This window comes from Oryzomicrobium sp., assembly GCF_036820405.1.
GTDB lineage: Bacteria > Pseudomonadota > Gammaproteobacteria > Burkholderiales > Rhodocyclaceae > Oryzomicrobium.
Genome location: NZ_DAISLS010000012.1, coordinates 155,066 through 177,363, shown reverse-complemented (window position 1 = coordinate 177,363; position 22,298 = coordinate 155,066). Strand labels below are relative to the sequence as shown.

21 protein-coding genes are annotated in these 22,298 nt (G+C 66.9%); 14 read left to right on the top strand and 7 right to left on the bottom strand.

Going from position 1 to position 22,298, the window contains the following annotated elements; translation table 11 throughout:
• Positions 1–194 precede the first annotated feature (194 nt).
• The 3 genes from V7Z98_RS13390 (at position 195) to infA (ending at position 3,385) form a co-directional block, all read left to right on the top strand.
• Positions 195–1,490, top strand: coding sequence for an acetyl-CoA hydrolase/transferase family protein (locus V7Z98_RS13390; protein ID WP_334158521.1), 1,296 nt, complete (start codon positions 195–197; stop codon positions 1,488–1,490).
• Positions 1,491–1,861: 371 nt separating this feature from the next.
• The gene (locus V7Z98_RS13385; protein WP_334158519.1) at positions 1,862–2,539 is read left to right on the top strand and encodes an RluA family pseudouridine synthase; all 678 of its coding nucleotides are present in this window, start codon (positions 1,862–1,864) and stop codon (positions 2,537–2,539) included.
• A gap of 588 nt (positions 2,540–3,127) precedes the next feature.
• The gene (infA, locus tag V7Z98_RS13380; protein ID WP_293260282.1) at positions 3,128–3,385 is read left to right on the top strand and encodes a translation initiation factor IF-1; all 258 of its coding nucleotides are present in this window, start codon (positions 3,128–3,130) and stop codon (positions 3,383–3,385) included.
• A 311-nt stretch (positions 3,386–3,696) separates the two neighbouring features.
• Here infA and V7Z98_RS13375 read toward each other — a convergent pair whose 3' ends face one another.
• Together V7Z98_RS13375 and V7Z98_RS13370 are read right to left on the bottom strand one after the other, a co-directional pair.
• On the bottom strand, positions 3,697–4,566 hold the full coding sequence (locus V7Z98_RS13375) for a DMT family transporter (protein ID WP_334158517.1): 870 nt from the start codon (positions 4,564–4,566) through the stop codon (positions 3,697–3,699).
• A gap of 88 nt (positions 4,567–4,654) precedes the next feature.
• Positions 4,655–5,554: a LysR family transcriptional regulator gene (locus tag V7Z98_RS13370; protein ID WP_293260276.1), complete on the bottom strand. Its 900-nt coding sequence runs from the start codon at positions 5,552–5,554 to the stop codon at positions 4,655–4,657.
• 258 nt (positions 5,555–5,812) lie between these two features.
• On the opposite strand from V7Z98_RS13370, the gene V7Z98_RS13365 reads away from it, so the two are divergent.
• The 3 genes from V7Z98_RS13365 (at position 5,813) to V7Z98_RS13355 (ending at position 8,413) form a co-directional block, all read left to right on the top strand.
• On the top strand, positions 5,813–6,409 hold the full coding sequence (locus tag V7Z98_RS13365; RefSeq protein ID WP_293260273.1) for an FMN-dependent NADH-azoreductase: 597 nt from the start codon (positions 5,813–5,815) through the stop codon (positions 6,407–6,409).
• A gap of 63 nt (positions 6,410–6,472) precedes the next feature.
• The gene (locus tag V7Z98_RS13360; protein ID WP_293260270.1) at positions 6,473–7,411 is read left to right on the top strand and encodes a pirin family protein; all 939 of its coding nucleotides are present in this window, start codon (positions 6,473–6,475) and stop codon (positions 7,409–7,411) included.
• A gap of 111 nt (positions 7,412–7,522) precedes the next feature.
• Positions 7,523–8,413 (top strand): pirin family protein, encoded by an 891-nt coding sequence (locus V7Z98_RS13355; protein WP_334158513.1) that lies wholly within the window; start codon positions 7,523–7,525, stop codon positions 8,411–8,413.
• A 117-nt stretch (positions 8,414–8,530) separates the two neighbouring features.
• Here the strand turns inward: V7Z98_RS13355 and V7Z98_RS13350 are convergent, their stop codons facing one another.
• A complete protein-coding gene (locus V7Z98_RS13350; protein ID WP_293260264.1) occupies positions 8,531–9,466 on the bottom strand; it encodes a DUF4268 domain-containing protein in 936 nt (311 codons plus the stop codon).
• A 105-nt stretch (positions 9,467–9,571) separates the two neighbouring features.
• Between V7Z98_RS13350 and V7Z98_RS13345 the strand changes: the two genes are divergently transcribed.
• The 4 genes from V7Z98_RS13345 (at position 9,572) to V7Z98_RS13330 (ending at position 14,980) form a co-directional block, all read left to right on the top strand.
• Positions 9,572–10,165 (top strand): malonic semialdehyde reductase, encoded by a 594-nt coding sequence (locus V7Z98_RS13345; RefSeq protein ID WP_293260261.1) that lies wholly within the window; start codon positions 9,572–9,574, stop codon positions 10,163–10,165.
• 395 nt (positions 10,166–10,560) lie between these two features.
• Positions 10,561–12,474 carry an autotransporter domain-containing protein gene (locus V7Z98_RS13340; RefSeq protein ID WP_334158512.1) on the top strand — a complete coding sequence of 638 codons (1,914 nt, stop codon included), beginning with the start codon at positions 10,561–10,563 and terminating at the stop codon, positions 12,472–12,474.
• 276 nt (positions 12,475–12,750) lie between these two features.
• Positions 12,751–14,649 carry an autotransporter domain-containing protein gene (locus V7Z98_RS13335; protein WP_334158509.1) on the top strand — a complete coding sequence of 633 codons (1,899 nt, stop codon included), beginning with the start codon at positions 12,751–12,753 and terminating at the stop codon, positions 14,647–14,649.
• Positions 14,650–14,746: 97 nt separating this feature from the next.
• Positions 14,747–14,980 carry a hypothetical protein gene (locus tag V7Z98_RS13330; RefSeq protein WP_334158507.1) on the top strand — a complete coding sequence of 78 codons (234 nt, stop codon included), beginning with the start codon at positions 14,747–14,749 and terminating at the stop codon, positions 14,978–14,980.
• A 71-nt stretch (positions 14,981–15,051) separates the two neighbouring features.
• On the opposite strand, the gene V7Z98_RS13325 is transcribed toward V7Z98_RS13330, so the two are convergent.
• The 4 genes from V7Z98_RS13325 to V7Z98_RS13310 all read right to left on the bottom strand — a co-directional run bounded on the left by V7Z98_RS13325 (position 15,052) and on the right by V7Z98_RS13310 (position 17,997).
• Complete coding sequence (locus V7Z98_RS13325) at positions 15,052–16,242, bottom strand: MFS transporter (RefSeq protein WP_334158505.1); 1,191 nt, start codon at positions 16,240–16,242, stop codon at positions 15,052–15,054.
• Between the two features lies 1 nt (position 16,243).
• Positions 16,244–16,702: a rhodanese-like domain-containing protein gene (locus V7Z98_RS13320; RefSeq protein WP_334158503.1), complete on the bottom strand. Its 459-nt coding sequence runs from the start codon at positions 16,700–16,702 to the stop codon at positions 16,244–16,246.
• A 124-nt stretch (positions 16,703–16,826) separates the two neighbouring features.
• Entirely contained in the window at positions 16,827–17,285 is a 459-nt protein-coding gene (locus V7Z98_RS13315) for a hypothetical protein (RefSeq protein ID WP_334158501.1), read from the bottom strand.
• Positions 17,286–17,337: 52 nt separating this feature from the next.
• Positions 17,338–17,997, bottom strand: coding sequence for an ArsR/SmtB family transcription factor (locus tag V7Z98_RS13310; RefSeq protein ID WP_334158499.1), 660 nt, complete (start codon positions 17,995–17,997; stop codon positions 17,338–17,340).
• Between the two features lie 193 nt (positions 17,998–18,190).
• Here V7Z98_RS13310 and V7Z98_RS13305 point away from each other — a divergent pair, with 193 nt between their 5' ends.
• From V7Z98_RS13305 to V7Z98_RS13290, 4 genes are read left to right on the top strand one after another with little or no spacing between them, the layout of a single operon-like run.
• Positions 18,191–19,180: an HlyD family secretion protein gene (locus V7Z98_RS13305; RefSeq protein WP_334158498.1), complete on the top strand. Its 990-nt coding sequence runs from the start codon at positions 18,191–18,193 to the stop codon at positions 19,178–19,180.
• A gap of 42 nt (positions 19,181–19,222) precedes the next feature.
• Positions 19,223–20,161: an ABC transporter ATP-binding protein gene (locus tag V7Z98_RS13300; protein WP_334158497.1), complete on the top strand. Its 939-nt coding sequence runs from the start codon at positions 19,223–19,225 to the stop codon at positions 20,159–20,161.
• Positions 20,158–21,162: an ABC transporter ATP-binding protein gene (locus V7Z98_RS13295; RefSeq protein WP_293260235.1), complete on the top strand. Its 1,005-nt coding sequence runs from the start codon at positions 20,158–20,160 to the stop codon at positions 21,160–21,162. Before V7Z98_RS13300 ends, V7Z98_RS13295 begins: the two co-directional genes overlap by 4 nt.
• The gene (locus tag V7Z98_RS13290) at positions 21,159–22,295 is read left to right on the top strand and encodes an ABC transporter permease (RefSeq protein WP_334158495.1); all 1,137 of its coding nucleotides are present in this window, start codon (positions 21,159–21,161) and stop codon (positions 22,293–22,295) included. The genes V7Z98_RS13295 and V7Z98_RS13290 overlap by 4 nt, the downstream gene beginning before the upstream one ends.
• Positions 22,296–22,298: the final 3 nt, after the last annotated feature.

Genomic DNA, 22,298 nt, shown 5'->3' with positions numbered 1-22,298 from the left:
AAAGCGACTCCCTGCCTCCTCCTCCCAGGCACCAGACCTTCACAGCCCCGAAATGCACGGGGTGCCACTGCTTCAAGCCTCCTTCGCTCCCGACACTTACATCTAAGATTTGATATCAGACCATACGGCCACGTATGGCAAAGCGTATAATGTCGTCCCGTCACTGAGACTATGCATACGCAAGAGGAGACGGTATGGACGTGCAGGCCTTGTATCAGCAGAAGCGCATGAACCCGACGGACGCCATCGAGTGCGTCCGCAATGGCGACACCATCGTGGTTCCCACCGGGGTCGGCGAACCGCCGGCGCTGCTCACCGCTTTGTCGGACGCCCGGCGCAACTACCGGGACGTGACCGTCTCCCAGATCCTGGCCCTGCGCAAGTACGGCTACCTGGACCCGGAAACCCGAGACAACGTGCGCCACACCGCCTACTTCTTCGGCGGCGCTACCCGCCCCGGCGGCCAGGCCGGTTGGATCGACTTCATCCCCCACTACTTCTCCGAACTGCCCCAGCTGATCGAGCGCGACCTGTCGCCGGCCGACGTAGTGTTTTCCATGGCCTCGCCCATGGACGAGCACGGCTACATCTCACTGTCGCTTGGCACCGACTACACTATGGCGGCGGTCAAGAAGGCCCGGGCCATCGTGCTGGAAGTAAACCCCAACGTGCCCTTCGCCTACGGCGACTGTTACGTGCACATCTCCCAGGTCACCGCCCTGGTGGAAAGCAACGACCCGGTGCTGGAAGTGGGCCTACCCACCATCGGCCCGGTGCAGGCGGCCATCGGCAAATATGTGGCCGACCTGATCGAGGACGGCTCGACCCTGCAGATCGGCTACGGCGGCATCCCCGACGCGGTGGTGATGCAGCTCAAGGAAAAGCACGACCTGGGCATCCACACCGAAATGATCGGCGACGGCATCCTGACCCTGATCGAAGCCGGCGCCGTCACTAATAAAAAGAAGACCTTCATGCCCGGCAAGTCGGTGGCCACCTTCGCCCTGGGCTCGAACAAGCTGTACAAGTTCATGCACCGCAACCCGGCCCTGGAAATGCACCCGGTGGAATTCACCAACGACCCGTTCATCGCCGCCAAGAACGACAAGCTGATCGCCATCAACGCCACCATGCAGGTCGATTTGCTCGGCCAGTGCGGCTCCGAGAGCCTGGGCTTCTCGCCCTATTCGGGCACCGGCGGCCAGGCCGACTTCGTGCGCGCCGCCAACCGCTCCAAGGACGGCAAGGCCTTCATCGTGCTGCCCTCCACCGCCAAGGACGACACCATCACGCGCATCGTCCCGACCCTGACTCCGGGCACCCACCTGACCACCAGCAAGAACGACATCAACTACGTGGTCACCGAGCACGGCGTCGCCCAACTGCGCGGCAAGACCGCCAAGCAGCGCGCCGAGGCCCTGATCGGCATCGCCCACCCTGACTTCCGAGGCGAGCTGCGCGAAGCGGCGAAGAAGATGAACCTGCTGTAAGCCGCCCATCGGAACACTGCGCCAGTCGGGCATCTTCACGGCACCATTGCGGAGATCGAAGACTGGCGCGGCGTTCCACGGCATCGACCTGGAACCCCGCGCCAGTCGAGGCTTTCCGGTCAATGCAAAAAAACAGTGCCGCCCCCTTGCCGCCCCGTTCGCCGGAAGCGCCAAGGGGGCGGCGTTTTTGTGGTACAACCTCGGCCTTTCGCGCTATGGTCCAGAGTCCGGCACACCGCACTGCGTTCCCGCATTGGCACCGGGTCCGGGTAGGCTCCGACTCGCTGGATTCTCCAAACCCGGATTCCGTAGCCCCTGTCGGCAGGATTTACCCGCCGCCCTGCCCTACACCACCTTCCTCACTGCCCGCCATGCTGTCCGCCCCGCCGCCGCCCGTCGCCTACACCCCGCCGCCCGATACCGGCCTGGACCTGGTCTATGCCGACGGCGCGCTGCTGGTGGTCAACAAACCCGCGGGCCTGCTGTCGGTGCCCGGCCGGGGCGAGGACAAGCTCGACAGCCTGGTGGAACGGGCCAAGAAGGATTTTCCCGACGCCCTCATCGTGCATCGCCTGGACATGGACACCTCGGGCCTGCTGGTGCTCGCCCGGGGCGCCGAGATGCACCGCCAGTTGAGCATCCTGTTCCAGTCGCGCAAGGTGCATAAGCGCTACGAGGCTGTGGCCGCCGGGCACATCGTCCCCGCCGCCGGCAAGATCGACCAGCCCCTGGTGCTCGACTGGCCCAATCGCCCCCGCCACATCGTGGACCACGCCACCGGCAAACCGTCCCTGACCCGTTACCGGGTGCTCGGTTACAACGCCGGGCACGACACCAGCCGGGTCGAGCTGGAGCCGATCACCGGCCGCACCCACCAGCTGCGGGTGCACCTCCAATACCTGGGCCACCCCATCCTCGGTGACACCCTCTACGCCCCGCCCGAGCGCCGCGACCAGGCTCCCCGCCTGCTGCTCCACGCCCGGGAACTGGCCTTTCGCCACCCGATCACTTTCGAAGAAATGCACTTCGAGACGAAGGCGCCGTTCTGAAAGCATGGCCGCCCAGACAGCCCCGGCCAATGCCCGACAACCGTGACTTCCCGCATGCCTCGGCAGGCGACTTACCGGCCTCTACAGACCGGAAAAACCGGTGTAGTCGGCATTGGCAGCACGACGGTCGCCACCACGCAATTTGCCATCGCCGCCAATGCGTTGTATTGTGCAGCGCAGCGATCCTGAGAAGTGCCGTTGTTTTGTCGATTTAGCGCCCGCGATCCTACGGTGCGCCAGTCCCCCATCCGTACCTCGCCGTCTTGGTTTCGCCCGTCAGCCGGGCGAGCTCCGTCACCCGACGGAGCATCAGGACACGGCAAGCGGTACCGCCAAACGATCCAGCCAAGCAGTAGGTTTTGACCTCGTCACCCTTGGCGGTGTCGAGGACCGGTTCTGTGACGTTTTCCATGGGACGCACTCCAACGCTTTAAGCGTTGGGGCCAAGACCGCCGCACCTGCTTCGCAAGCCCGATTGCCCCGCCGCAGAAGGCCCGCCGCTCCCGGCAGGCCCACTGCCCTTAACCTGGCTCCCCAGCCAGGTCGTTTATGCCAAGGAAACTTGGCTCCCTCTGAGTGGAGGCCACAATGGCCAAGGAAGAATTGCTCGAAATGCAAGGCGTTGTCACGGACGTCATGCCCGATTCCCGTTTCCAGGTGAAGCTGGACAACGGCCACACCCTCATCGCCTATACCGGCGGAAAAATGCGCAAGCACCACATCCGCATCCTGCTCGGTGACAAGGTTTCCCTGGAACTGTCCCCTTACGACCTGAGCAAGGGACGGATCACTTTCCGGCATATCGAAGGCCGGGCACCGGCGTCTCCAAGCCCCAGGCGTCGTTAAGACGCCATCTGGACCAAAGCATTGAATGAATATTGAAAATTTAAGAAACGTAGCAACCAAACTGTGTAGCGATGCCGGCATCGCCGTACTCCCGTACGGTAATGCCTGGTGGCTGTTGGGAAACGGCGTCAATCTCGTCGTCGGGGAATTGGCGGGCATATCGCCCGCGTCGCTGGACCGTTTCTCGCCAGTCGCCCGGTAATTTCCGCCCCCACAGCCGCACACATGGCGGCACCTTCCAGTGGGGCGGCAAGCCCGTTACGGCACCCTTCCCGGCCACGCAGCCGGCGATTCTTCCTGTCCCCAGGCCATCACTTGGCCACGGCCAGGCAGGTGACGCCCGCGAGCAGCAGCATCGTCCCCGCGATCCGCGAGGCGCTCAAGCGTTCGCGCAACACACGGGCGCCGAACAGCACACCCAGCAGCATGGACAGTTCCCGCGTCGGCGCCACGTAGGACACCGGTGCCGATTGCATCGCATACAGCACGAGCAGGTAAGCCGTCGGCGACAGGATGCCGACGGCGACGATGAGTCTGCCGTTACTCCGCCACTGTTCGCGCAGCGCCGACGTCCTTCGCAGGGCGGCCGGGGCCAGGAACAGGGTGCGCAGGAGCAATCCGAACGCGTAGTAGGCAATCGGTGCGATCGCCAGGGTGCGCACCGCCCAACCATCCACCACGGTGTAGGCGGCGATCGACACCCCGGTCATGGCCCCCCACAGAATGCCGGCCCGGGCCTTGCTCGCGTGGGCGCGTACCCCGGCCAGCACATCGGCCACGAACGCGATGCCCAGCAGAATCAGGACGATCCCCAGCCCGCCCAGTAGGGTCGGGCGCTCGCCGAGCAGCACGATGGCCCCCAGCACCGCGAAGAGGGGCCCCGTGCCCCGGGCGACGGGATAGACGACCGAAAAATCGCTGGCCCGATAGCCTTGCTGGAGCGTCAGCGAATAGACCAGATGGGCCGCCGCGCTTACGGCGATGGCCAGCCACGCGCTGACGCCGAGCGGGGCGGTGCCGTTCACGAATTCGATCACGACCAGCGGCGATGCGGCCGCCAGGCTCACGACCCCGTACAGCCAGACGAAGGGCGCGCCGCCGGCCGCCTTCTTGGCGAGAAGATTCCAGGTGGCGTGCAAGAGCGCGCCGGTGACGATCAGGGCAAGTGCGGTGCCGTTCATGGGGTGCGACGCCTGGCGGCGGCGAGAGGCAAAGCCGCCATGCTATACGCAATCCCCGCCAGCCATGCCGACCCGGGTTAGCTCCGGGCTAGCGCCGCCCCACCATCGCTGCCTCCAGCATGTCGAGGAACACCCGGGTGCGGGTTGGCATCAGGCGACGGCCGGGGAATACGGCCCAAGCAGTGGTGGGGGGCAGGTACCAGTCGGGCAGCACCCGCTCCAGTTCGCCTCCGTCCACGTAGGGCTCTGCCGCGTAGCTGCTCACGGCAACGATGCCCCGGCCATCCCGGGCCAGGCGCAGCAGCGTTTCCGGAGAGTTGGCGGTGACCCGGGCATTCGGCACCTTTTCCCATGCCTCCTTGCCCCGGCTGAGCTGCCACACCGCCGCGCCGCCGCCCCGGCCGAAGAAGCACAGGGCGTCGTGCCGCAGCAGGTCTTCCGGCGTGGCCGGGGTACCCCGGGCAGCCAGGTAGCCGGGAGCGGCGTAGAGGCCGGCGGAGAACACGCCGACCCGCCGCGCCGCCAGGGTGGCGTCGTCGCTCAGAGTGCCCATGCGGATGGCCAGGTCGAAATTCTCGGCGATCAGGTCCACCCGGCGCGGCGACAAATCCACCTCCAGGGTCACCGCCGGATAGCGGGCGACGAACTCGGCCAACACGGTGCCGAGCATGGTGTTGGCGATGTCGTTGGGCATGGACACGCGCAGGCAGCCGCTCGGCTCGGCCATGCGGTGCTGCACCAGGGAGGTGACCGATTCCACCTCGGCGGCCACCTGGCGGGCATGGTCGAGCAGCGACAGGCCGAACTCGGTGAGCACCAGCTTGCGCGTGGTGCGTAGCAGCAGCCGTTCCCCCAGTTCCGCCTCCAGGGTGGCGACGCGCCGCGATACGGTGGATTTGGGCAGCCCCACCCGCTCGGCAGCGCGGCTGAAGCTGCCGGCCTCGGCCACCCGGGCGAACAGCACCAGATCGTTGGGATCGACGTTCATGGCGTTTCTCCTTGGCCGGGCCCGGGGTACCCCAGGCCCGGCACTATTGTCTCAATATTGGAACAATGTTATCCGCTTTTCGGTCTTCTGCCGCGAATTCAGAACAACTACAGTACGTCCATCGACAGCGGGCAACCCCAACGGCCCGGGCAGGCAACAGCGAGATGCAACACGATGCCGCACCGAACCGCCCCCGCCGTCCGTACCCCGACCCCACGGGAAACCCGACGTAGCCGGTTCAACTTTTGGAGAATCACCATGAACATCCTGCAAATCAACGCCAGCGCCCGCTCCTCCGGTGCCAACTCGACCAAGGTCGCCGACGACATCGTCGCCGCCCTCAAGGCCCGCAACCCGTCCGCCACCGTGACCCTGCGCGACCTGGCCAAGAACCCCCATCCGGTGCTCGACGAGCCCGCCCTGCAGGCCCTGTTCACCCCGGCCGAGCAGCGCACGCCCGAACAGGCCGCCCGGGTCGCCCTCGACGACGCCCTGATCGCCGAAATCCAGGCCGCCGACGCGGTGGTGCTGGGCGTGCCGATGTACAACTTCGGCGTGCCGGTGCAGCTCAAGAACTGGATCGACGCCATCGCCCGCGCCAAGGTCACCTTCCAGTACACCGCCAACGGTCCGGAAGGCCTGCTCAAGGGCAAGAAGGTGTACGTGGCCCTGGCCCGTGGCGGCATCTACCGCGACACCCCGGCCGACTCCCAAGTGCCCTTCCTCAAGACCGCCCTGGGCTTCCTCGGCTTGACCGACATCCAGTTCGTCTACGCCGAAGGCCTGGCCATGGGTGCCGAATCCGCCGAGCGGGCCTTTGCCGCCGCCCGCGAGGAAATCGCCGCTCTGGCCTGAGCCAGGTCCGGACATCCAGCAGCAACGCAGTACCCGCCCCCGCCTCATCCTAAGGAGATCGCCATGATTCATACCTCCACCGCCATCGCCGCCAACGCACGTGAAAGCACCCAGGAACGGGTCGCCCAGCCCCGCCCGGTGGAGCGCCTGGTGGCCGGCATGGCCACCTCGGACGGGGCGGGGGTGCGCCTGACCCGGGTGCTTACCCAGCACCTGCAACGCCGCCTCGACCCCTTCCTGATGCTCGACGCCTTCAAGAGCGACGATCCGGACGACTACCTGGCGGGCTTTCCCGACCACCCCCACCGGGGCTTCGAGACCGTCACCTACATGCTCGCCGGACGCATGCGTCACCGCGACAGCGCCGGCCACGAGGGCCTGCTGGAAAACGGCGGGGTGCAGTGGATGACTGCCGGCAGCGGCCTCATCCACTCCGAACTGCCCGAGCAGGAGGACGGCCTGATGGAAGGCTTCCAGCTGTGGATCAACCTGGCCGCCAAGGACAAGATGACCACGCCCGGCTACCGGGACATCCCCAGCGAGAAGATTCCCGAGCTGACCACCGACGCCGGCGCCACGGTGCGCGTCATCGCCGGCCAGAGCCACGGCGTGGCCGGTGCGGTATCCCGCCCGCTGACCGAGCCCCTCTACCTGGACGTGCACCTGCCCGAAGGCGCTACCTTCGCCCAGGCGATCCCGGAAGGGCACAATGCCTTCCTGTACGTGTACCGGGGTGCCATCACCCTGGGCTGCGAGGTGACCACGCCGGTGGAAGTGCCGACCCAGCGCATGGCCGTCCTGGCCAACGCCACGGGGGCCGATGGAGTGGTGTTCGCCGCCTCCGGTGGCCCGGCCCGGGTGCTGGTGCTGGCCGGCGCGCCGCTCAACGAACCGATCGCCCAGTACGGCCCCTTCGTCATGAACAGCCAGAACGAGCTGCACCAGGCCATGCAGGACTACCGGGACGGCAAGTTCGACGGCGGCTACCAGAACGCCAGCTGACTGCGCAGCGGCCAACCAGGCAGCAAGGCAGCACCGCACCACCACGCAACGCAGCGCCCACCGGGAGCGGCCCCCGCCGCTCCCCCCTTTCCCGTGGCAAGGAGCCGGATCATGTCCTCGAACCCCGTCCGCCGCATCGCCCGCCTGCTGCCGGCCAAAGAAGCCCCCCTGGCCGGCATCACCGTCTACCGCGCCCTGCCCCGCCGCGAACTGCGCCGGATAGGGCCCTTCGTTTTCCTCGACCATTTCGGCCCCTTCGGCCACGCCGCCGGCGAGCCCGACGACGGCACGCCGCCGCCGGACACGGTGGGCGCCCATCCCCACGCCGGGCTACAGACCGTCACCTACCTCTTCTCCGGCGCCATCGACCACCGGGATTCCCTGGGCACCGTGCAGCGCATCCATCCGGGCTCGGCCAACTGGATGACCGCCGGCGCCGGCATCGTCCATGGCGAATTTCCCGCGGCAGCTCTGGGCCCGCGCCATGGCATCCAGGCCTGGGTCGCCCTGCCCCCGGACCAACGCGGCATCGCCCCGGCCTTCGAGCACGTGGACGCCGAACGGCTGCCTCACTGGACCAAGGACAGCGCCACCCTGCGCCTGCTCGCCGGCAGCCTGGACGGCAAGACCGCCCCGGTGCGCACCTATTCCCCCCTCACCTACGCCGACATCGCCCTCGCTGGCACGGCAGGCGCCGTGGGTACTGTGAAACTGGCCGTGGCCCCGGACCACCAGCTGGCAATCTACGTGGCCGAAGGCACGGTGCGCCTGGGCGGCGCCCCGGTGGCGGCACGGGAACTGGCCCACCTGGAGGACGGCGCCGCCACCCTGGAACTCGCCAGCGACGGCCCGGCCCGGCTGATGCTGCTGGGCGGCGCCCCCATGCCCGAACCTACGGTGATCTGGTGGAACTTCGTCACCGACTCGGTGGCCAGCGGCAAGGCCCTGCAAGCCCGCTGGGAGGCCGGAGGTTTCCCCGCCCTGCCGGACGTTGCGGCCTGAACGTCCCTCTTCTCCCCCGGAAATACCTGCTTGATTTGCTCCAGATGAAAGGGAAACTATTCAGGCACCACGACAAACGCTTTCAGCGCAGAGAAAACCGGCAATTCGCCTGCCGTATTACGGCAACGCCTTTACGATAGGGCGCAGCACGGCATCCATTTTGACTAAGCGCTGCGTAAGCCAGTCAACGTACTCACCCCAGCGATGCTCCTCCTCTATAGAAGCATTGGGATACCAGAGGGCAATCCGTACTGCTTTCGCATCGGGTAATTCCTGCCAGTCCAACTCAAAACCCAGCTTGGTTTCGATGTCCTGCTTTTGGGAAAACAGGTTGGCGAAATGCTGCTTCGCTTGTGCCCCTGAAATCCAGAGTTCGATCCCCAAGCGCTGGTCGCGTGTATTTGCTGTCAGATTCAGTGCAAATCCAGCACGCCCGATGGAATTGTTCAACCAATGCTGTGGTCTGGGCTTCTGCGGGCGAATCTGAGGGGCTTTCGTCGCCAAATGATCGATCAGCGCTATCCAGAATTTCTGCTGCAACTGCTTGGTAGGTGTCGTTACAGCCGCTGCACGGGCCTGCTCCCGACCGGCCTTCGCCCATTCGTTGGGTTTCACCACTACTTCGAATTTAGGTGCTAACGGTGAATCGCCAATCTTCCACAACTCGACCTCGACGGCGAAGAAATTCAGGTCGCCAGTAGTGTTCTCATTGAGAAATTGCAACGCAGCCGCATGTTCGGGTCGGAAAGATTCGGCGGCCCAGATGACCTTCTTGGCCCCCACACCGGCAGCGTAAGCGATGATCTGGCCTAGGTGCGTGTGGTTGGTTTTTTCGAGCTGGTTTTCGATGATGACTTGCTCGTCGCCATCGGTGCAAAGGATATCCAGCTTGAAATCACCGACCCAGTGTTCGGTGGCCACTAGCACCAACTCGCTGATACCCAGCGCATCTGCCAAGGCGTTCAAGTTGTCGGTTTCTGCCAGCCAGGGTGTGAAATCGCTGGCTTCATGCTTCCAAGCTTCGCGCAGTGGAACACGTTCCAACTTGCTCAAGATTCTTTTGACTGTCATGCGATGGCCTCTTCTATTCTGGATTCTGCATCCTTGACAGTATGCAGTCCCCTTTCCATTCACCTCAACCCGCGACAGGAGTCCCCCATGCCCGCCACCCCGCTCGACGATAACGCCCTGGCCCAGCTGTTCACCGAGGCCCGCACCTTCAACCGCTTCTCCGACCGCCCGGTCGGCGACGAGACCCTGCACCGCCTCTACGACCTGCTCAAATGGGGCCCCACCTCCATGAATACCCAGCCGGCCCGCTACGTGTTCGTGCGCTCGGCCGAGGCCAAGGCGAAACTGATCCCCGCCCTCTCCCCGGGTAACCAGGAAAAGACCCAGGCAGCCCCCCTGACCGCGATCGTCGCCTGGGATCCCCGCTTCTTCGACGAGCTGCCCACCCAGTTCCGCGCCTACGATGCCAAGCCCATGTTCGAAGGCAACGCCGACCTGGCCCAGGCCACCGCCTTCCGCAACGGCACCCTGCAAGGCGCCTACCTGATCCTGGCGGCCCGGGCCTTGGGCCTGGACTGTGGCCCCATGTCCGGCTTCGACGCCGACAAGGTGAACGCCGCCTTTTTCCCCGACGGCAAGTGGAAGGCCAATTTCCTCATCAACATCGGCTACGGCGACCCTGCCGGCAACTACCCGCGCGGCCCGCGGCTGGCCTTTAACGACGTGGCAAAAATCGTGTAAATCGCGGCTGGAAAATATTTTTCGCCAAGAACCTTTATTTCTGACAATTTACTGACAACAACAGGCCTTTTACGCCACCAGCGCAAAGGCCTGTTTTACATTCGGCATAATCCGTATGACCAACGCCTAATAGGATTCTGACAAAGGTTATATAACGTTCTACAAATCAATACTTTAGTCGTATTGAAAGGCCATTTACGGCGGTATATAAACGCCCCCTTTGATCATAATTCCAAGGGGGAAAGTCAATGCCGCGCACCGGTCTAACAGGCTGTTTCTCGCCAAATCGCCTTCGTATCGCCTTTTCGCTCGCTTTTTTCAGCACTTCCTGCCTGGCCGACAGTTTCGGCCAAGTCTCCCCGCCCCCCGGTTACCGTATTCCCGACGTAGCGGCCATGTCGGCAGACGGATCGATCTTTGTCGGCATGGTCAGCCAGGGCCCGTTTACCGCGAGTGCGGTGCGTTGGAGCAACTATGGCGGTAGCAACGACCTGTTGCCCGGGCCGGGGGGAGCGGCGCAAAGCTACGCTTCCGGCATCTCGGCCGACGGCAGCGTCATCGTCGGCGGCATCGACATCGACGACACGTCTCAAGCGGTCGTCTGGACGAATAACCGTCCGCTCCGCGTGCTCGACAACCTGCCTGGTACCGCCGGCAGCGTGGCACTGGGCGTTTCGGCGGGCGGGCAATTCGTGGTGGGCAGCAGTTCCACCGTCGATACGCGCAGCGACCGTGCGGTGCTGTGGCGGCTGGCCGACAACACCCAGGTGGACCTGAGCCAGACGGCCCTGCTGCGTTCGCCCGAGGTCACGGATAGCCGAGCCATCGCCGTATCCCGCGACGGCGACATCGTCGCCGGCAACTATTCCACCGCCGACAATAACCTGTCCTTCATCTGGCGCAGCGGCACCAACACCAGCCAGCAACTGGCGCTGCTGGCCGCCGGGGGCTACACCAACAGCGACGTGGTTGGCATATCCGCCAACGGCGCCCGCATAGCCGGCACGCTAACGACGGACGACTACCGGATGCAGGCGGTCTACTGGACGAGCGCCGACGGCGCCGTCCATGGCATCGGCACCCTGGGACTGAACGGGGACCGTACCTTCAGCCACGCCAGCGCGATCTCCGCCAACGGACAGGTCATCGTCGGCGACAGCGACTTCCGGGCGTTCCGCTGGAGCCAGACGGACGGGATGCAATCGGTCGCCCAGTGGCTCGCCGCTGCCAAGGTAGCGATCGGCGACCGCCTGGTGCTGCAACGGGCCACCGCCACCAACAAGGACGGTTCGGTCATCGTCGGCTGGGGCATGGACGAGCGCGAACGGCCCATCACCTGGATCGCCCGGGTCAGCCCCATCGGCAGCGGTTTCCTGCCCAACCGCGACGCCTACATGGCCACCCTGCAAGAAGCCGCCGGCAAGACGCCCCAGCCCGTCAGCAGCGCCGCCAACCTGGCCTTGGGCGGCGCCCACCACCGCTCCCTGCTCGATTCCGGCCTCGCCGTCACCCAGAACGGCGCCTGCGCCTGGGCCACCGCCGACGCCTCCCACCACAATGCCACCGACAGCTCGGTGAACCTGGTGGAAGCCGGCGCCTGCAAGGACATCGGCGCCACCCGCATCGGCGTCGGCGTCGGCCAGGCCTGGTCGCGCCAAGGCTGGGGCCTGGGCGGCGGCGCCCGCTACAACGGCCAGTACGTGCTGGCGGAAGTGGCCTCCGACCTGGGCCGGGGCATCGAGGTCAGCCTGCTCGGTTACTACGGCCGCTTTGCCGCCAACCTGCGACGCAACTACCTGAACGGGATCGCCATCGACACTTCCCGCGGCACGCCGGACGCCACCTCCAGCTCCCTGCGTCTGCGCACCGACTGGAAGGACGCCTTCGCCCTGGCCGCCACCCGCTTCTCGCCCTACGCCGCCTACACCTGGATGGACACCCGCATGGACGGCTACACCGAAACCGGTGGCGGCTTCCCCGCTCGCTTCGCCGCCGCCACCCAACGCAGCCAGGACATCCGCCTGGGCCTGGCAGCCAAGACGCCCCTGGCGGCCAGCACCGACCTGCGCATCGCCGCCGAAGCCGCCCACCGCATCGACGAAACCCTGAGCGGCACGTCGAGCGAGGTGATCGGCCTGGACAGCTTCACCATCCCCGGGCAGAAGGCCAATAAGAACTGGACCCGTCTGCTGGTGGACCTGGACCACCGCATCGGCAAGTCTTCCCTCATCAACCTCAGCGCCTCCGCCGCAACCTCCGGTGGCGACGCCTCCTGGGGTGCTTCCCTGGGCTACCGGATGACCTTCTGATTACTGGCCGCTGCGGGCGTTTCCAAGCGGCCCGCCCGCAGCAATACGACTTTCGTAATATTGATACGACATACACCAGAGGATATAACCCCCTGCTTTCCATAAAAAAGACAGGGAGGTTACATGGCAGTTCTCGATATCCGGCGCAAACCGGCACAGCTTTTCACCCCCAAGCTCATGGCTGCACTGTTGGCCATGGCTGGCACCACAGGCGCAGCAGCGGATTTCACGCCGTTGCCGGTTCCTGCAAATCACGCTACCCCCTATCCGATCAACATGTCCGGAGACGGTTCGGTCATTGCCGGCAGCACCGAAAACACCGCCGCAGGCAATGCCGAAACGGCGGTGCTCTGGACCAACGGCGGCACGACAAGCCAACTCCTCGCCACCCCGGCGAACACAACCTCCAGCGCTGCCCAGGCCATTTCCCTCGACGGCTCGACACTGGTCGGCTGGGGCATCCAGAGCGGCAACAGGATCGCCCTGCTGTGGACATCGGCCGGGGTGAGCATCCTGCCCAGCCTGGCGGGTGCAACCACGGACAACAAGGCGGAGGGGATTTCAGCCACCGGCCAATATGCCGTCGGCTTCAACAGCGTCAGCAACCAGTACGAAGCCGTCCGTTGGGACATCGCAAACAACAGCGTGACCGCCCTGGGGCAACTCGCCGGCGGCATGGGCAGCATGGCCAAGGCCATCTCCGCCGACGGGGCCATCGTCGCGGGTACAGCCTTCGATTCCCTACATCACCAACGGGCATTCGTCTGGCGCGAAGCCACCCCGGTGATGACCGAATTGCCGATGCTGACCGGGGCTTATAACCAGAGTAGTGCTGAAGCTATTTCCAGCAACGGTTCGACCGTCGTCGGACTGGTCTACGGCAGCTCGACCCGGGCGGTGTACTGGACGGTCGACAGCACCACGGCAACGGTCCACGACCTGGGCACCCTGCCGGGAAAAACCGACAGCTGGGCCACCAACATCTCGGCCAACGGGCAAGTGATCATCGGCCACAGCAGCAACGGCGGCAACGACCAGACGGCGTTCCGCTGGACCCAGGCCAACGGTATGCAGTCCGTGGCCCAATGGCTGGGCGGTTTCGGTGTCTCGCTGCCAAGCGGCTGGCATCTGCTTGGGGCCTCGGCAATCAACCAGGACGGCAAGGTGATCGCCGGCGATGGGACCGACGCCAATGGCAATTTCATCGCTTGGCTTGCTCGTGAGGGGTCTGGCCTCCTGCCCGACGTCAAGGCATACAACGCCTCCGTGGTGGAAAGCGTCGGCAAGTCCGCCCACGGCGCCGCCAGCAGCACCAGCCTGACCCTGGGCGGCGCCCACCACCGCTCCCTGCGCGATTCCTCCGGCCTCGCCGTCACCCAGGACGGTGCCTGCGCCTGGGCCACCACCGACGTGGCCCATCACAACAAGACCGATACCACCATGAACCTGGTGGAGGCCGGCGCCTGCAAGGACATCGGCGCCACCCGCCTCGGCCTCGGCGTCGGTCAGGCCTGGTCCCGCCAGGGCTGGAGCCTGGGCGGCAACGCCCGCTACAACGGCCAGTACCTCATCGCCGAGGCGGCGTCCGACCTGGGCCGCGGCATCGAAGTCAGCCTGCTCGGCTACTACGGCCGCTTCGCCACCGACATGAAGCGCAATTACCAGAACGGCGCCGGCATCGATACTTCCAAGGGCACACCGGATGCCACCTCCACCGCCCTGCGCCTGCGTGCCGACTGGAAGGATGCCTTCGCGCTCTCGGCCACCCGCTTCTCGCCCTACGCCGCCTATACTTGGACTGATGCCCGGGTTGACGGTTACACCGAAACCGGCGGCGGCTTCCCGGCCCGCTTCAATGCCACCACCCAGCGCAGCCAGGACGTGCGCCTCGGCCTGGCCGCCAGGACGCCCCTGACCACCAGCACCGACCTGCGCGTCGCTGCCGAAGCCGCCCATCGCATCGACGAGTCGGGCAGCGGTGCCTCCGGCCAGGTCATCGGCCTGTGGAGCTTCAACCAGCCAGGGCAGAAGATCAGCCAGAACTGGACCCGCCTGCTGGTGGACCTGGACCACCGCATCGGCAAATCCTCCCTCATCAACCTCAGCGCCTCCGCCGCAACCTCCGGTGGCGACGCCTCCTGGGGCGCTTCCCTGGGCTACCGCATGGCGTTCTGATCCGGCGGCCCGACACAACGCCCCATCCCGGAGAAACTTCCGGGATGGGGCGTTTTTCGTTAAGGTCCGGGTTTTCCCGAAAATCGCTTCCATCGCCATGCCCTTCCCCGCCGCCGAACGCGCCGCCCTTCTGGCCTTGAAAGGGGTTGGCCCCACCGTGGTCGCCCGCTTCGAGCAGATGGGCTACCACTCCCTGGCCGCCCTGGCCACCGCCGACGTCGAGGAACTGCTGGCCCGGGGCGCCCAGCTCACCGGCTCGTCCTGCTGGCGCAACAGCCCCCAGGCCCGCGCCGCCATCGCGGCGGCCCTAGACCTGGCGCGCCGTTACTGATCGGCAGCGCACGCTCGCGGCCCCCGGCACCAGCCAGATCGGCCACGCCGCAGCCTGGCCAAGCGACAAGCTCAACCGGTAGCCAGGAACAGGCGTTGCCGCCGCTCCAGAAACAGTGCCGCCCCCAGGGCGACGACCAGCAGGGGCACCACCGCCAGGTTGAGGGTCACCCAGCCGAAACGGTCGTAGAGCCAACCCGCCGACAGGGTCGCCAGGGCCACCAGGCCGAACACGGCGCTCTCGTTGATGGCCTGAACCTTGAGCTGCTCCGCCGGCCGGTAGGCCTGGGTGAGCAGGGCGGTGCCGCCGATGAAGGCGAAGTTCCAGCCCACCCCCAGGAACACCAGGGCAGAGAGGAAGTTGAGGAAGTCGTTCCCCATCAGGACCAGGCCGACGTTGACCAGCAACAACAGGAAGCCTGCCTGCATGATGCGCAGCGCCCCCCAGCGCTTGACCAGGATGCCGGTGAAGAACGATGGGGCGAACATGCCCACCACGTGCCACTGGATGACCGGGGTGACGTCAGTGCGCGGCAGGCCGCAGCCCACCATGGCCAGGGGCGTGGCGGTCATCACCATGATCATCACCGCATAGCCCGCGGCCGCCCCCAGGATGGCGGTGCGCAACGCCGGCTGGGCCAGGATTTCCGCCAGGGGCCGGGCCTCGCCCGCCTGGGGTGCGGCGGCCGGCGGCAGCGCCAGACGGGCGAGCAGGACGAAGGCGGCAACGGACAGCAGGCCCTGGACCAGGTAGGAGCCAACAAAGAACTCGCCGGCTACCCAATCCCGCCCCCACTGGCCTAGCTGGGGGCCGAGGAAGGCGGCCACCACGCCGCCCGCCACCACCCAGGAAATGGCCCTGCTGCCGTGGGCGGCATCGGTGGCCTCCACGGCGGCGAAACGGTAGTAGTTGCCGAAGCCCTGATAGGCCCCCAGCAAAAAATACCCGAAGGCGAAGCCGGCAAATGACATCCGGTGCAGGGCCAAGGCGCACACCAGGCTGCCGGCCACGCCCAGGGAGACGCCGAGCAGGAAGCCGGCGCGCCGGCCGATGCGGCGCATCAGCAACCCGGCCGGCAGGGAAGCCAAAGCGGTGCCGATGACCATCAGGGCCACCGGCAAGGTGGCCAGGCGCTTGTCCGGGGCCAGGGTGTTGCCGAGCAGGGCGCCCAGGGCCATGGCCATGACGATGGCGGAAAGCAGCAGGGACTGGCAGACCGCCAGCAGAAGAACGTTGCGCCGCCCGGGGAACAGGAGCGCCATCTCAGTGCCCCACCGGGCCCATGGCCCGGGCCGCGGCGTCCAGCCCGCCCTTGGCCTTCCACTCGGCGAAGCCGCCTTGCAAGATGCGCACGTTGTCGTAGCCGGCGACGCGCAGGGCGAAACCAGCCTGGGCCGAGAGGCTGCCGGTGTTGCAGTAGATGAGCACCGGCTTGTTCCGGGGGATGGACGCCTTCTGGGCCAATACCTGGCGCCATTCCAGGTTCACCGCCCCGGGGATGTGCTCCTTGGCGTACAGGGCCTTGTCCCTAGCGTCGATGACGTGGAATTTATGCCAATCCTCCTTCGGGATCTGCTCCGGGAAGATGGTGGCGCGGCCGTAATCGACGAACTCCAGGTATTCCTCCATGGCCTGGACGGCCTCTTCGCTGGCCAACGCCGGCGCGCTGGCCATGGCCAGGATGAAGGTGAATGCAGCAGCGCGCATCAGTATGAACGACATGGATTCTCCTGCTGGGGGATTGGGGCTGGGGATGGGCCTCTCCAAGCACAGGCAGCCGGGCGCCGTGCCTGCCGTCTAGGCGAGAGGAGCCCCTGGAATGCAAAAGGTTGGGACTGCGGCGTCCCTATTTACCGCCCGCCTTGATAGCGGACTTCAGGGCGTCGAAGTCGCGGCGGACACCGTCTTTGAAGAGCAGGCCCGACGCAGCCTGTTTGGGCACGTTCTCCAGGTCCAGCACGTCGGCGACGATCTGGTAACTGGCCGCACCGTTGAAGTCCCGGCCGTCGGCCACGATCGCCTGGCTGCCGTAAAAGACGGCCGGCGCCGGCAGCCCGGGAGCCAGGCTGGCGGGCAGCAACTGCACGGGAATCCGGTAGGTGTTGGCCACCTCGGCCGCCACTTGCAGGTTGCCGTTGCAGCGCTGGCCCGGCGGGTCCTTGGCGATGAAGGTCAACACCTTCAGCCCGTCGGCGGTCTGGGCGCCGGGCACCGGCATGGAAATGTCCGCCGCCTGAGCGGACAGGCAGGCCAGGGCGCACACGGTCACCATTCCGCCACGCCAAGCGGCGGTTACTCGGGTCATGGGGGTTTCCTCTGTTGGTTGTGGTTATGTTGTTGTGGTTATGTTTTTGTCGTCAGTTTTCGATGGGCAGGCCGCCGGCGCTCCACTCGGCCACCCCGTCGCTGATCTTGGATGCCTGGTAGCCGCGCTGGCGCAGCAGTGCCACGGCTTCGTCGGACATCAGGCAGAACGGACCCCGGCAGTAGGCGACCACCGCCTTGCCCGGGGGCAGCTCGGCCAGGCGCTGTTCCAGCTCGGCCAGGGGTATCGAGCGGGCGCAGGGCAGGTGGCCGGCAGCGAATTCCGCCTCCGGACGCACGTCGATCACCACGATGTCGCCACTGCGCGCCTTGGCCAGCAGGGATTCGCGGCTTTCCGCACTGAGGGCACCGGGGGCGGCGGCCATCTGTTCCAGGGCCACGCGCAGTTCCACCAGATGCTCCTCGGCCACCTCGCGGACATTGACCCAGAGCCGGCCCACGTCGGCCCCGCTCAACCGGTAGTGGATGAACTTGCCCTCGCGGCGCGTCTCCACCAGCCGTGCCTCGCGCAGGGCGCGCAGGTGGGCACTGGTCAGGCGCATGTCGATGCCGGCCTGCTCGGCGAGAAGCTCCACCGTCTTTTCGCCCTGAGCCAGCAGGTCGATCAATTCCAGCCGCTTCGGGCTGGACAGCACCTTGCCGATCCGGGCGACGTGTTCATAGAGGCAGGACTTGGCGATATTTGCTTTCATTTCTTCAATCTAACGATTGTTAGATTGTCTGGCAAGCACGGCGCAGGACAGGGACAGGGACATGCCCCACCGCCACCGCCGGAGGCGTCATGACGAACCAAGGCCTCAACCCGCCGTCAGACGAATGGAATAGAGTAGGTCCGGGTTTCCCGCTCACGGCCGCCCCCGCGGCCGGCACCCCAGGGAGTTGGCCATGGCTCTCGCACCACGAAGAACGATCCTCGCCCTTGGCGCCCTCCTCGCCCTAGCGGCGCTCGCCGCCGTCCTGGGGCGCCCCCTGCTGGACTGGCTGGAAGGCCGCGAAGGCGCCGGCACCCTGGTGCTGTCCGGCAACATCGAGGCCCACGAAAGCGTGCTCGGCTTCAAGACGGTGCAATCGCGCATCGTCGAGCTGCCCTTCAACGAAGGGCAGTGGGTCAAGCAGGGCACCGTGGTGGCCCGGGCCGACGACAGCGACTATGCCCAGCAGGTGGCGGTGGCCGAGGCCGGCCTGGCCGTGCAGCAGCGCCAGCATGATTCCGCCTTGCAGAACCGGGAGGCGGCCCTGCGCACCGTGAGCGCCGACGAGGCGGAGCTGGCCCTGCGCCAGGCCGACCTGCGACGCAACCGGGACCTGCGCAAGAAGGACTTCGTTTCCGCCGCCGCCCTGGACCAGGCCGAGGCCGCCTACAAGCAGGCCGAGGCGGTGCTGGCCCGGGACCGGGCCCTGGCCGCCGCGGCGGAACGCAACGTGCTGGTGGCCGAGGCCGGCATCCACAGCGCCGAGGAAAGCGCCCGGCTGGCCCGCATCGTGCGGGGCTATGCCACCCTCGCCGCACCTTTCGATGGCGTGGTCACCACCCGTCAGGCCGAGCTGGGCGAGATCGTGGTGCCCGGCACCCCGGTCATCACCATCGCCGACCTGGACCACGTCTGGCTGCGCGCCTACCTGAACGAAACCGACCTGAGCAAGGCGCGCCTGGGCCAGGAGGTGACGGTCACCACCGACAGCTACCCGGGCAAGCGCTACTGGGGGCGCCTGTCCTTCATCGCCGACAAGGCCGAGTTCACCCCCAAGAGCGTGGAAACCCACGCCGAGCGGGTGACCCTGGTGTACCGGGTCAAGATCGACATCGACAATCCGAGCCACGAGCTGGTGCCGGGCATGCCGGCGGATGCCGCCCTTGCCATTGCCCCGCGCTGAGCGCCGGCCCGCCCAAGGCCCCACGGCAATGAAGGAAACGGGATGACCGCCAGCACGCCCATCGTCGAAGCCCGGGAGGTGAGCAAGCGCTTCGGTGCCCTCGTTGCCGTGGACCGGCTCAGCTTTGCCGTCCCGCCCGGCGAGATCTTCGGCCTGGTGGGGCCGGACGGGGCCGGCAAGACCACCACCATGCGCATGCTGGCCGGGGTGATGCGCCCCGACGGCGGACAGATCGTGGCCGACGGGGTGGACGTGCTGGCCCACCCGGAACAAGCCAAGCGCCACATCAGCTACATGCCCCAGCGTTTCGGCCTGTACGAGGACCTGACGGTGGACGAGAACATCCGCTTCTACGCCGACCTGTTCGACGTGCCCCGGGACGTGCGCGAGACCCGGGCCGTGGCCATGCTCGCCGCCTCCGACATGCTGCCCTTCCGCAAGCGCCTGGCGGGCCAGCTCTCGGGTGGCATGAAGCAGAAGCTGGGGCTCACCTGCGCCCTGGTGCACACCCCCAAGGTGGTGCTGCTCGACGAGCCCACGACCGGGGTTGATCCCCTGTCGCGGCGCGAGTTCTGGCAAATCCTCTACGGCCTGCGCGCCGAGGGCGTGGCCCTGGTCATTTCCACTGCCTACCTGGACGAGGCCGAGCGCTGCGACCGGCTGGCCCTGCTCCACGGCGGGCACATGGTCCATTGCGATACCCCGGCCGGCCTCAAGGCGCGCATGCCCGGGGCCATGCTCGAAGTGGTCAGCCCGGAGCCGCGCCGCGCCCGGGACGCCCTGGCCGGCCAGCCCGGGGTTCGCGGCGTACTGCTGATCGGCATCGGCCTGCACGTGCATGTGGACGCGGCAGGCCGCAGCGACGGACTCGCCGCCGCCCTGGCCGCCGCCGGGGTGCCAGTGAGCGAGATCGCGGAGGTGGCGCCGAGCATCGAGGACCTGTTCGTCGCCCTGCTCGACAACGCGGAGACGCCGGCATGAATCCCCCGGACGCCGCTCTTGCTACCACCTCCGCCGCCCCCGCCATCGCCGTGGACGGCCTGACCAAGCGCTTCGGCGCCTTCACCGCCCTGGACGGCGTCAGCTTCGCCGCCGGGCAGGGCGAGATCATGGGCTTTCTCGGCCCCAACGGGGCGGGCAAATCCACCCTCATCCGCATCCTCTGCGGTCTGCTCCACCCCAGCGCCGGCCAGGCCCGGGTGGCGGGTATCGACGTGGCCCGGCAGCCCGAGGCGGTGCGTGCCCGCATCGGCTACATGTCGCAGAAATTCTCGCTCTACGGCGACCTGAGCGTGGTGGAGAACCTGCGCTTCTTCGCCGGCATCTACAGCGTGCCCCGCGCCGAGATGGCCGGCCGCATCGCCTACGCGGTGGCCATGGCTGGCCTGGGGGGCCAGGAGAACACGCTGGTGGCCAACCTGGCCGGGGGCTGGAAGCAGCGCCTGGCCCTGGGCGCGGCGATCCTGCACCGGCCGCCGGTGCTGTTCCTCGACGAGCCCACCTCCGGGGTGGACCCGGAATCGCGGCGGCGCTTCTGGGAGCTGATCCACACCCTGAGCGGCGACGGGGTGACGGTGCTGGTGTCCACCCACTACATGGACGAGGCCGAGTACTGCCACCGCATCGCCCTGATCGCCCGGGGCCGGCTGATCGCCCTGGGCACGCCCCTGGAGATCAAGCGCCACAGCCTGGACGGGGAGTTGCTGGCCCTCGCCTGCGCCGACCTGGGCCGGGCCCTGCCCCTGGTCCAAGGCGCCGCCGGGGTACGGGACGCGGCCTTGTTCGGCAGCCGCATCCACGTCACGGTGGACGAGGCCGCCCGGCGCGGCCCGGAACTGGAAGCCCTGCTCGCCGCCCGGGGAATCGCCGGCGCCACGGCCCGGCCCATCGCCCCCACCATGGAGGACAGCTTCGTCAGCCTGGTGGGCAAGGCGGCCTTGAATGCAGCAACCTCGGCCAATGCAGCGGGAGCCCGACCATGAAGCTGCGCCGCATCCAGGCCATCGCCGTCAAGGAGGCCCTGCAAATCGTGCGCGACCCGCGCAGCCTGATGATCGCCCTGCTGGTGCCCCTGATGCAGATGGTGATCTTCGGCTACGGGGTGAACCTGGACATCCGCCACATTCCCCTGTGCGTCCTGGACCACGAGAACGGCCAGCAGTCCCGCAACCTGGTGGCGCGCTTCGCCGCCTCCAACTACTTCTCTCTGCGCCGCGCCGCCGGCAGCGACCGGGAGGTGGCTCAGGCCCTGGACGAGGGCGACTGCGGCATCGCCCTGGTGATCCCCGCCGACTTCTCCCAGCGCCTCAACGACGGCGGCCGGGCCACGGTCCAGGCCCTGCTCGACGGCACCGACTCCAACACCGCCAACATCGCCGCCGGCTACGCCAAGTCTGTGGTGGCGGCCTTTTCCGCCGCCGCCCAGCTGGACGCGGTGCAGCGTCGTGGCGGCACCTTGCAGACCCAGACCCCGGTAGGGGTCGAGGCCCGGGTATGGTTCAACGAGGCCCTGGAAAGCCGCAACTTCATCGTCCCGGGCATCGTCGCCCTGGTCATGGCCATCGTCGGCGCCCAGCTCACCTCCCTGACCATCGCCCGGGAATGGGAGCGGGGCACCATGGAATTGCTGGTCTCCACCCCGGTGCAGCCCATGGAACTGATGATCGGCAAGCTGCTGCCCTACTTCGCCGTGGGGCTGGCGGACGCCGCCATCTGCCTGGGCCTGGCGGTGTTCTGGTTCGAGGTGCCGTTCCATGGCACGGTGGCCACCCTGCTGTTCACCAGCAGCCTGTTCCTCACCGTGGTGCTGTGCATCGGCTACCTGGTGTCGGTGTCGATCCGCAGCCAGGTGGGGGCGAGCCAGGTGGCCCTGCTGGCGACCATGCTGCCCACCACCCTGCTGTCGGGCTTTTCCTTCCCCATCGAGCAGATGCCGGCTGCGGTCCAGGCGGCCACCTTCCTGGTCAGCGCCCGCTACTACGTCGAGATTCTCAAGGCCGTGTTCCTCAAGGGCGCCGGGGTGATGGAACTGGCCGTGCCGATTCTCTGCCTCGCCCTCTACGCCGCCGTGGTGGTGGTGCTGGCGGCCCGAGCCTTCCGCAAGACCCTGGACTGAGGC

Excerpts from the sequence above, each read along its gene's own strand:
- V7Z98_RS13390 (WP_334158521.1), top strand. The coding sequence starts at position 195 with ATGGACGTGCAGGCCTTGTATCAGCAGAAGCGCATGAACCCGACGGAC.
- V7Z98_RS13385 (WP_334158519.1), top strand. The coding sequence starts at position 1,862 with ATGCTGTCCGCCCCGCCGCCGCCCGTCGCCTACACCCCGCCGCCCGAT.
- infA (WP_293260282.1), top strand. The coding sequence starts at position 3,128 with ATGGCCAAGGAAGAATTGCTCGAAATGCAAGGCGTTGTCACGGACGTC.
- V7Z98_RS13375 (WP_334158517.1), bottom strand. The coding sequence starts at position 4,566 with ATGAACGGCACCGCACTTGCCCTGATCGTCACCGGCGCGCTCTTGCAC.
- V7Z98_RS13370 (WP_293260276.1), bottom strand. The coding sequence starts at position 5,554 with ATGAACGTCGATCCCAACGATCTGGTGCTGTTCGCCCGGGTGGCCGAG.
- V7Z98_RS13365 (WP_293260273.1), top strand. The coding sequence starts at position 5,813 with ATGAACATCCTGCAAATCAACGCCAGCGCCCGCTCCTCCGGTGCCAAC.
- V7Z98_RS13360 (WP_293260270.1), top strand. The coding sequence starts at position 6,473 with ATGATTCATACCTCCACCGCCATCGCCGCCAACGCACGTGAAAGCACC.
- V7Z98_RS13355 (WP_334158513.1), top strand. The coding sequence starts at position 7,523 with ATGTCCTCGAACCCCGTCCGCCGCATCGCCCGCCTGCTGCCGGCCAAA.
- V7Z98_RS13345 (WP_293260261.1), top strand. The coding sequence starts at position 9,572 with ATGCCCGCCACCCCGCTCGACGATAACGCCCTGGCCCAGCTGTTCACC.
- V7Z98_RS13340 (WP_334158512.1), top strand. The coding sequence starts at position 10,561 with ATGTCGGCAGACGGATCGATCTTTGTCGGCATGGTCAGCCAGGGCCCG.
- V7Z98_RS13335 (WP_334158509.1), top strand. The coding sequence starts at position 12,751 with ATGTCCGGAGACGGTTCGGTCATTGCCGGCAGCACCGAAAACACCGCC.
- V7Z98_RS13330 (WP_334158507.1), top strand. The coding sequence starts at position 14,747 with ATGCCCTTCCCCGCCGCCGAACGCGCCGCCCTTCTGGCCTTGAAAGGG.
- V7Z98_RS13325 (WP_334158505.1), bottom strand. The coding sequence starts at position 16,242 with ATGGCGCTCCTGTTCCCCGGGCGGCGCAACGTTCTTCTGCTGGCGGTC.
- V7Z98_RS13320 (WP_334158503.1), bottom strand. The coding sequence starts at position 16,702 with ATGTCGTTCATACTGATGCGCGCTGCTGCATTCACCTTCATCCTGGCC.
- V7Z98_RS13315 (WP_334158501.1), bottom strand. The coding sequence starts at position 17,285 with ATGACCCGAGTAACCGCCGCTTGGCGTGGCGGAATGGTGACCGTGTGC.
- V7Z98_RS13310 (WP_334158499.1), bottom strand. The coding sequence starts at position 17,997 with ATGAAAGCAAATATCGCCAAGTCCTGCCTCTATGAACACGTCGCCCGG.
- V7Z98_RS13305 (WP_334158498.1), top strand. The coding sequence starts at position 18,191 with ATGGCTCTCGCACCACGAAGAACGATCCTCGCCCTTGGCGCCCTCCTC.
- V7Z98_RS13300 (WP_334158497.1), top strand. The coding sequence starts at position 19,223 with ATGACCGCCAGCACGCCCATCGTCGAAGCCCGGGAGGTGAGCAAGCGC.
- V7Z98_RS13295 (WP_293260235.1), top strand. The coding sequence starts at position 20,158 with ATGAATCCCCCGGACGCCGCTCTTGCTACCACCTCCGCCGCCCCCGCC.
- V7Z98_RS13290 (WP_334158495.1), top strand. The coding sequence starts at position 21,159 with ATGAAGCTGCGCCGCATCCAGGCCATCGCCGTCAAGGAGGCCCTGCAA.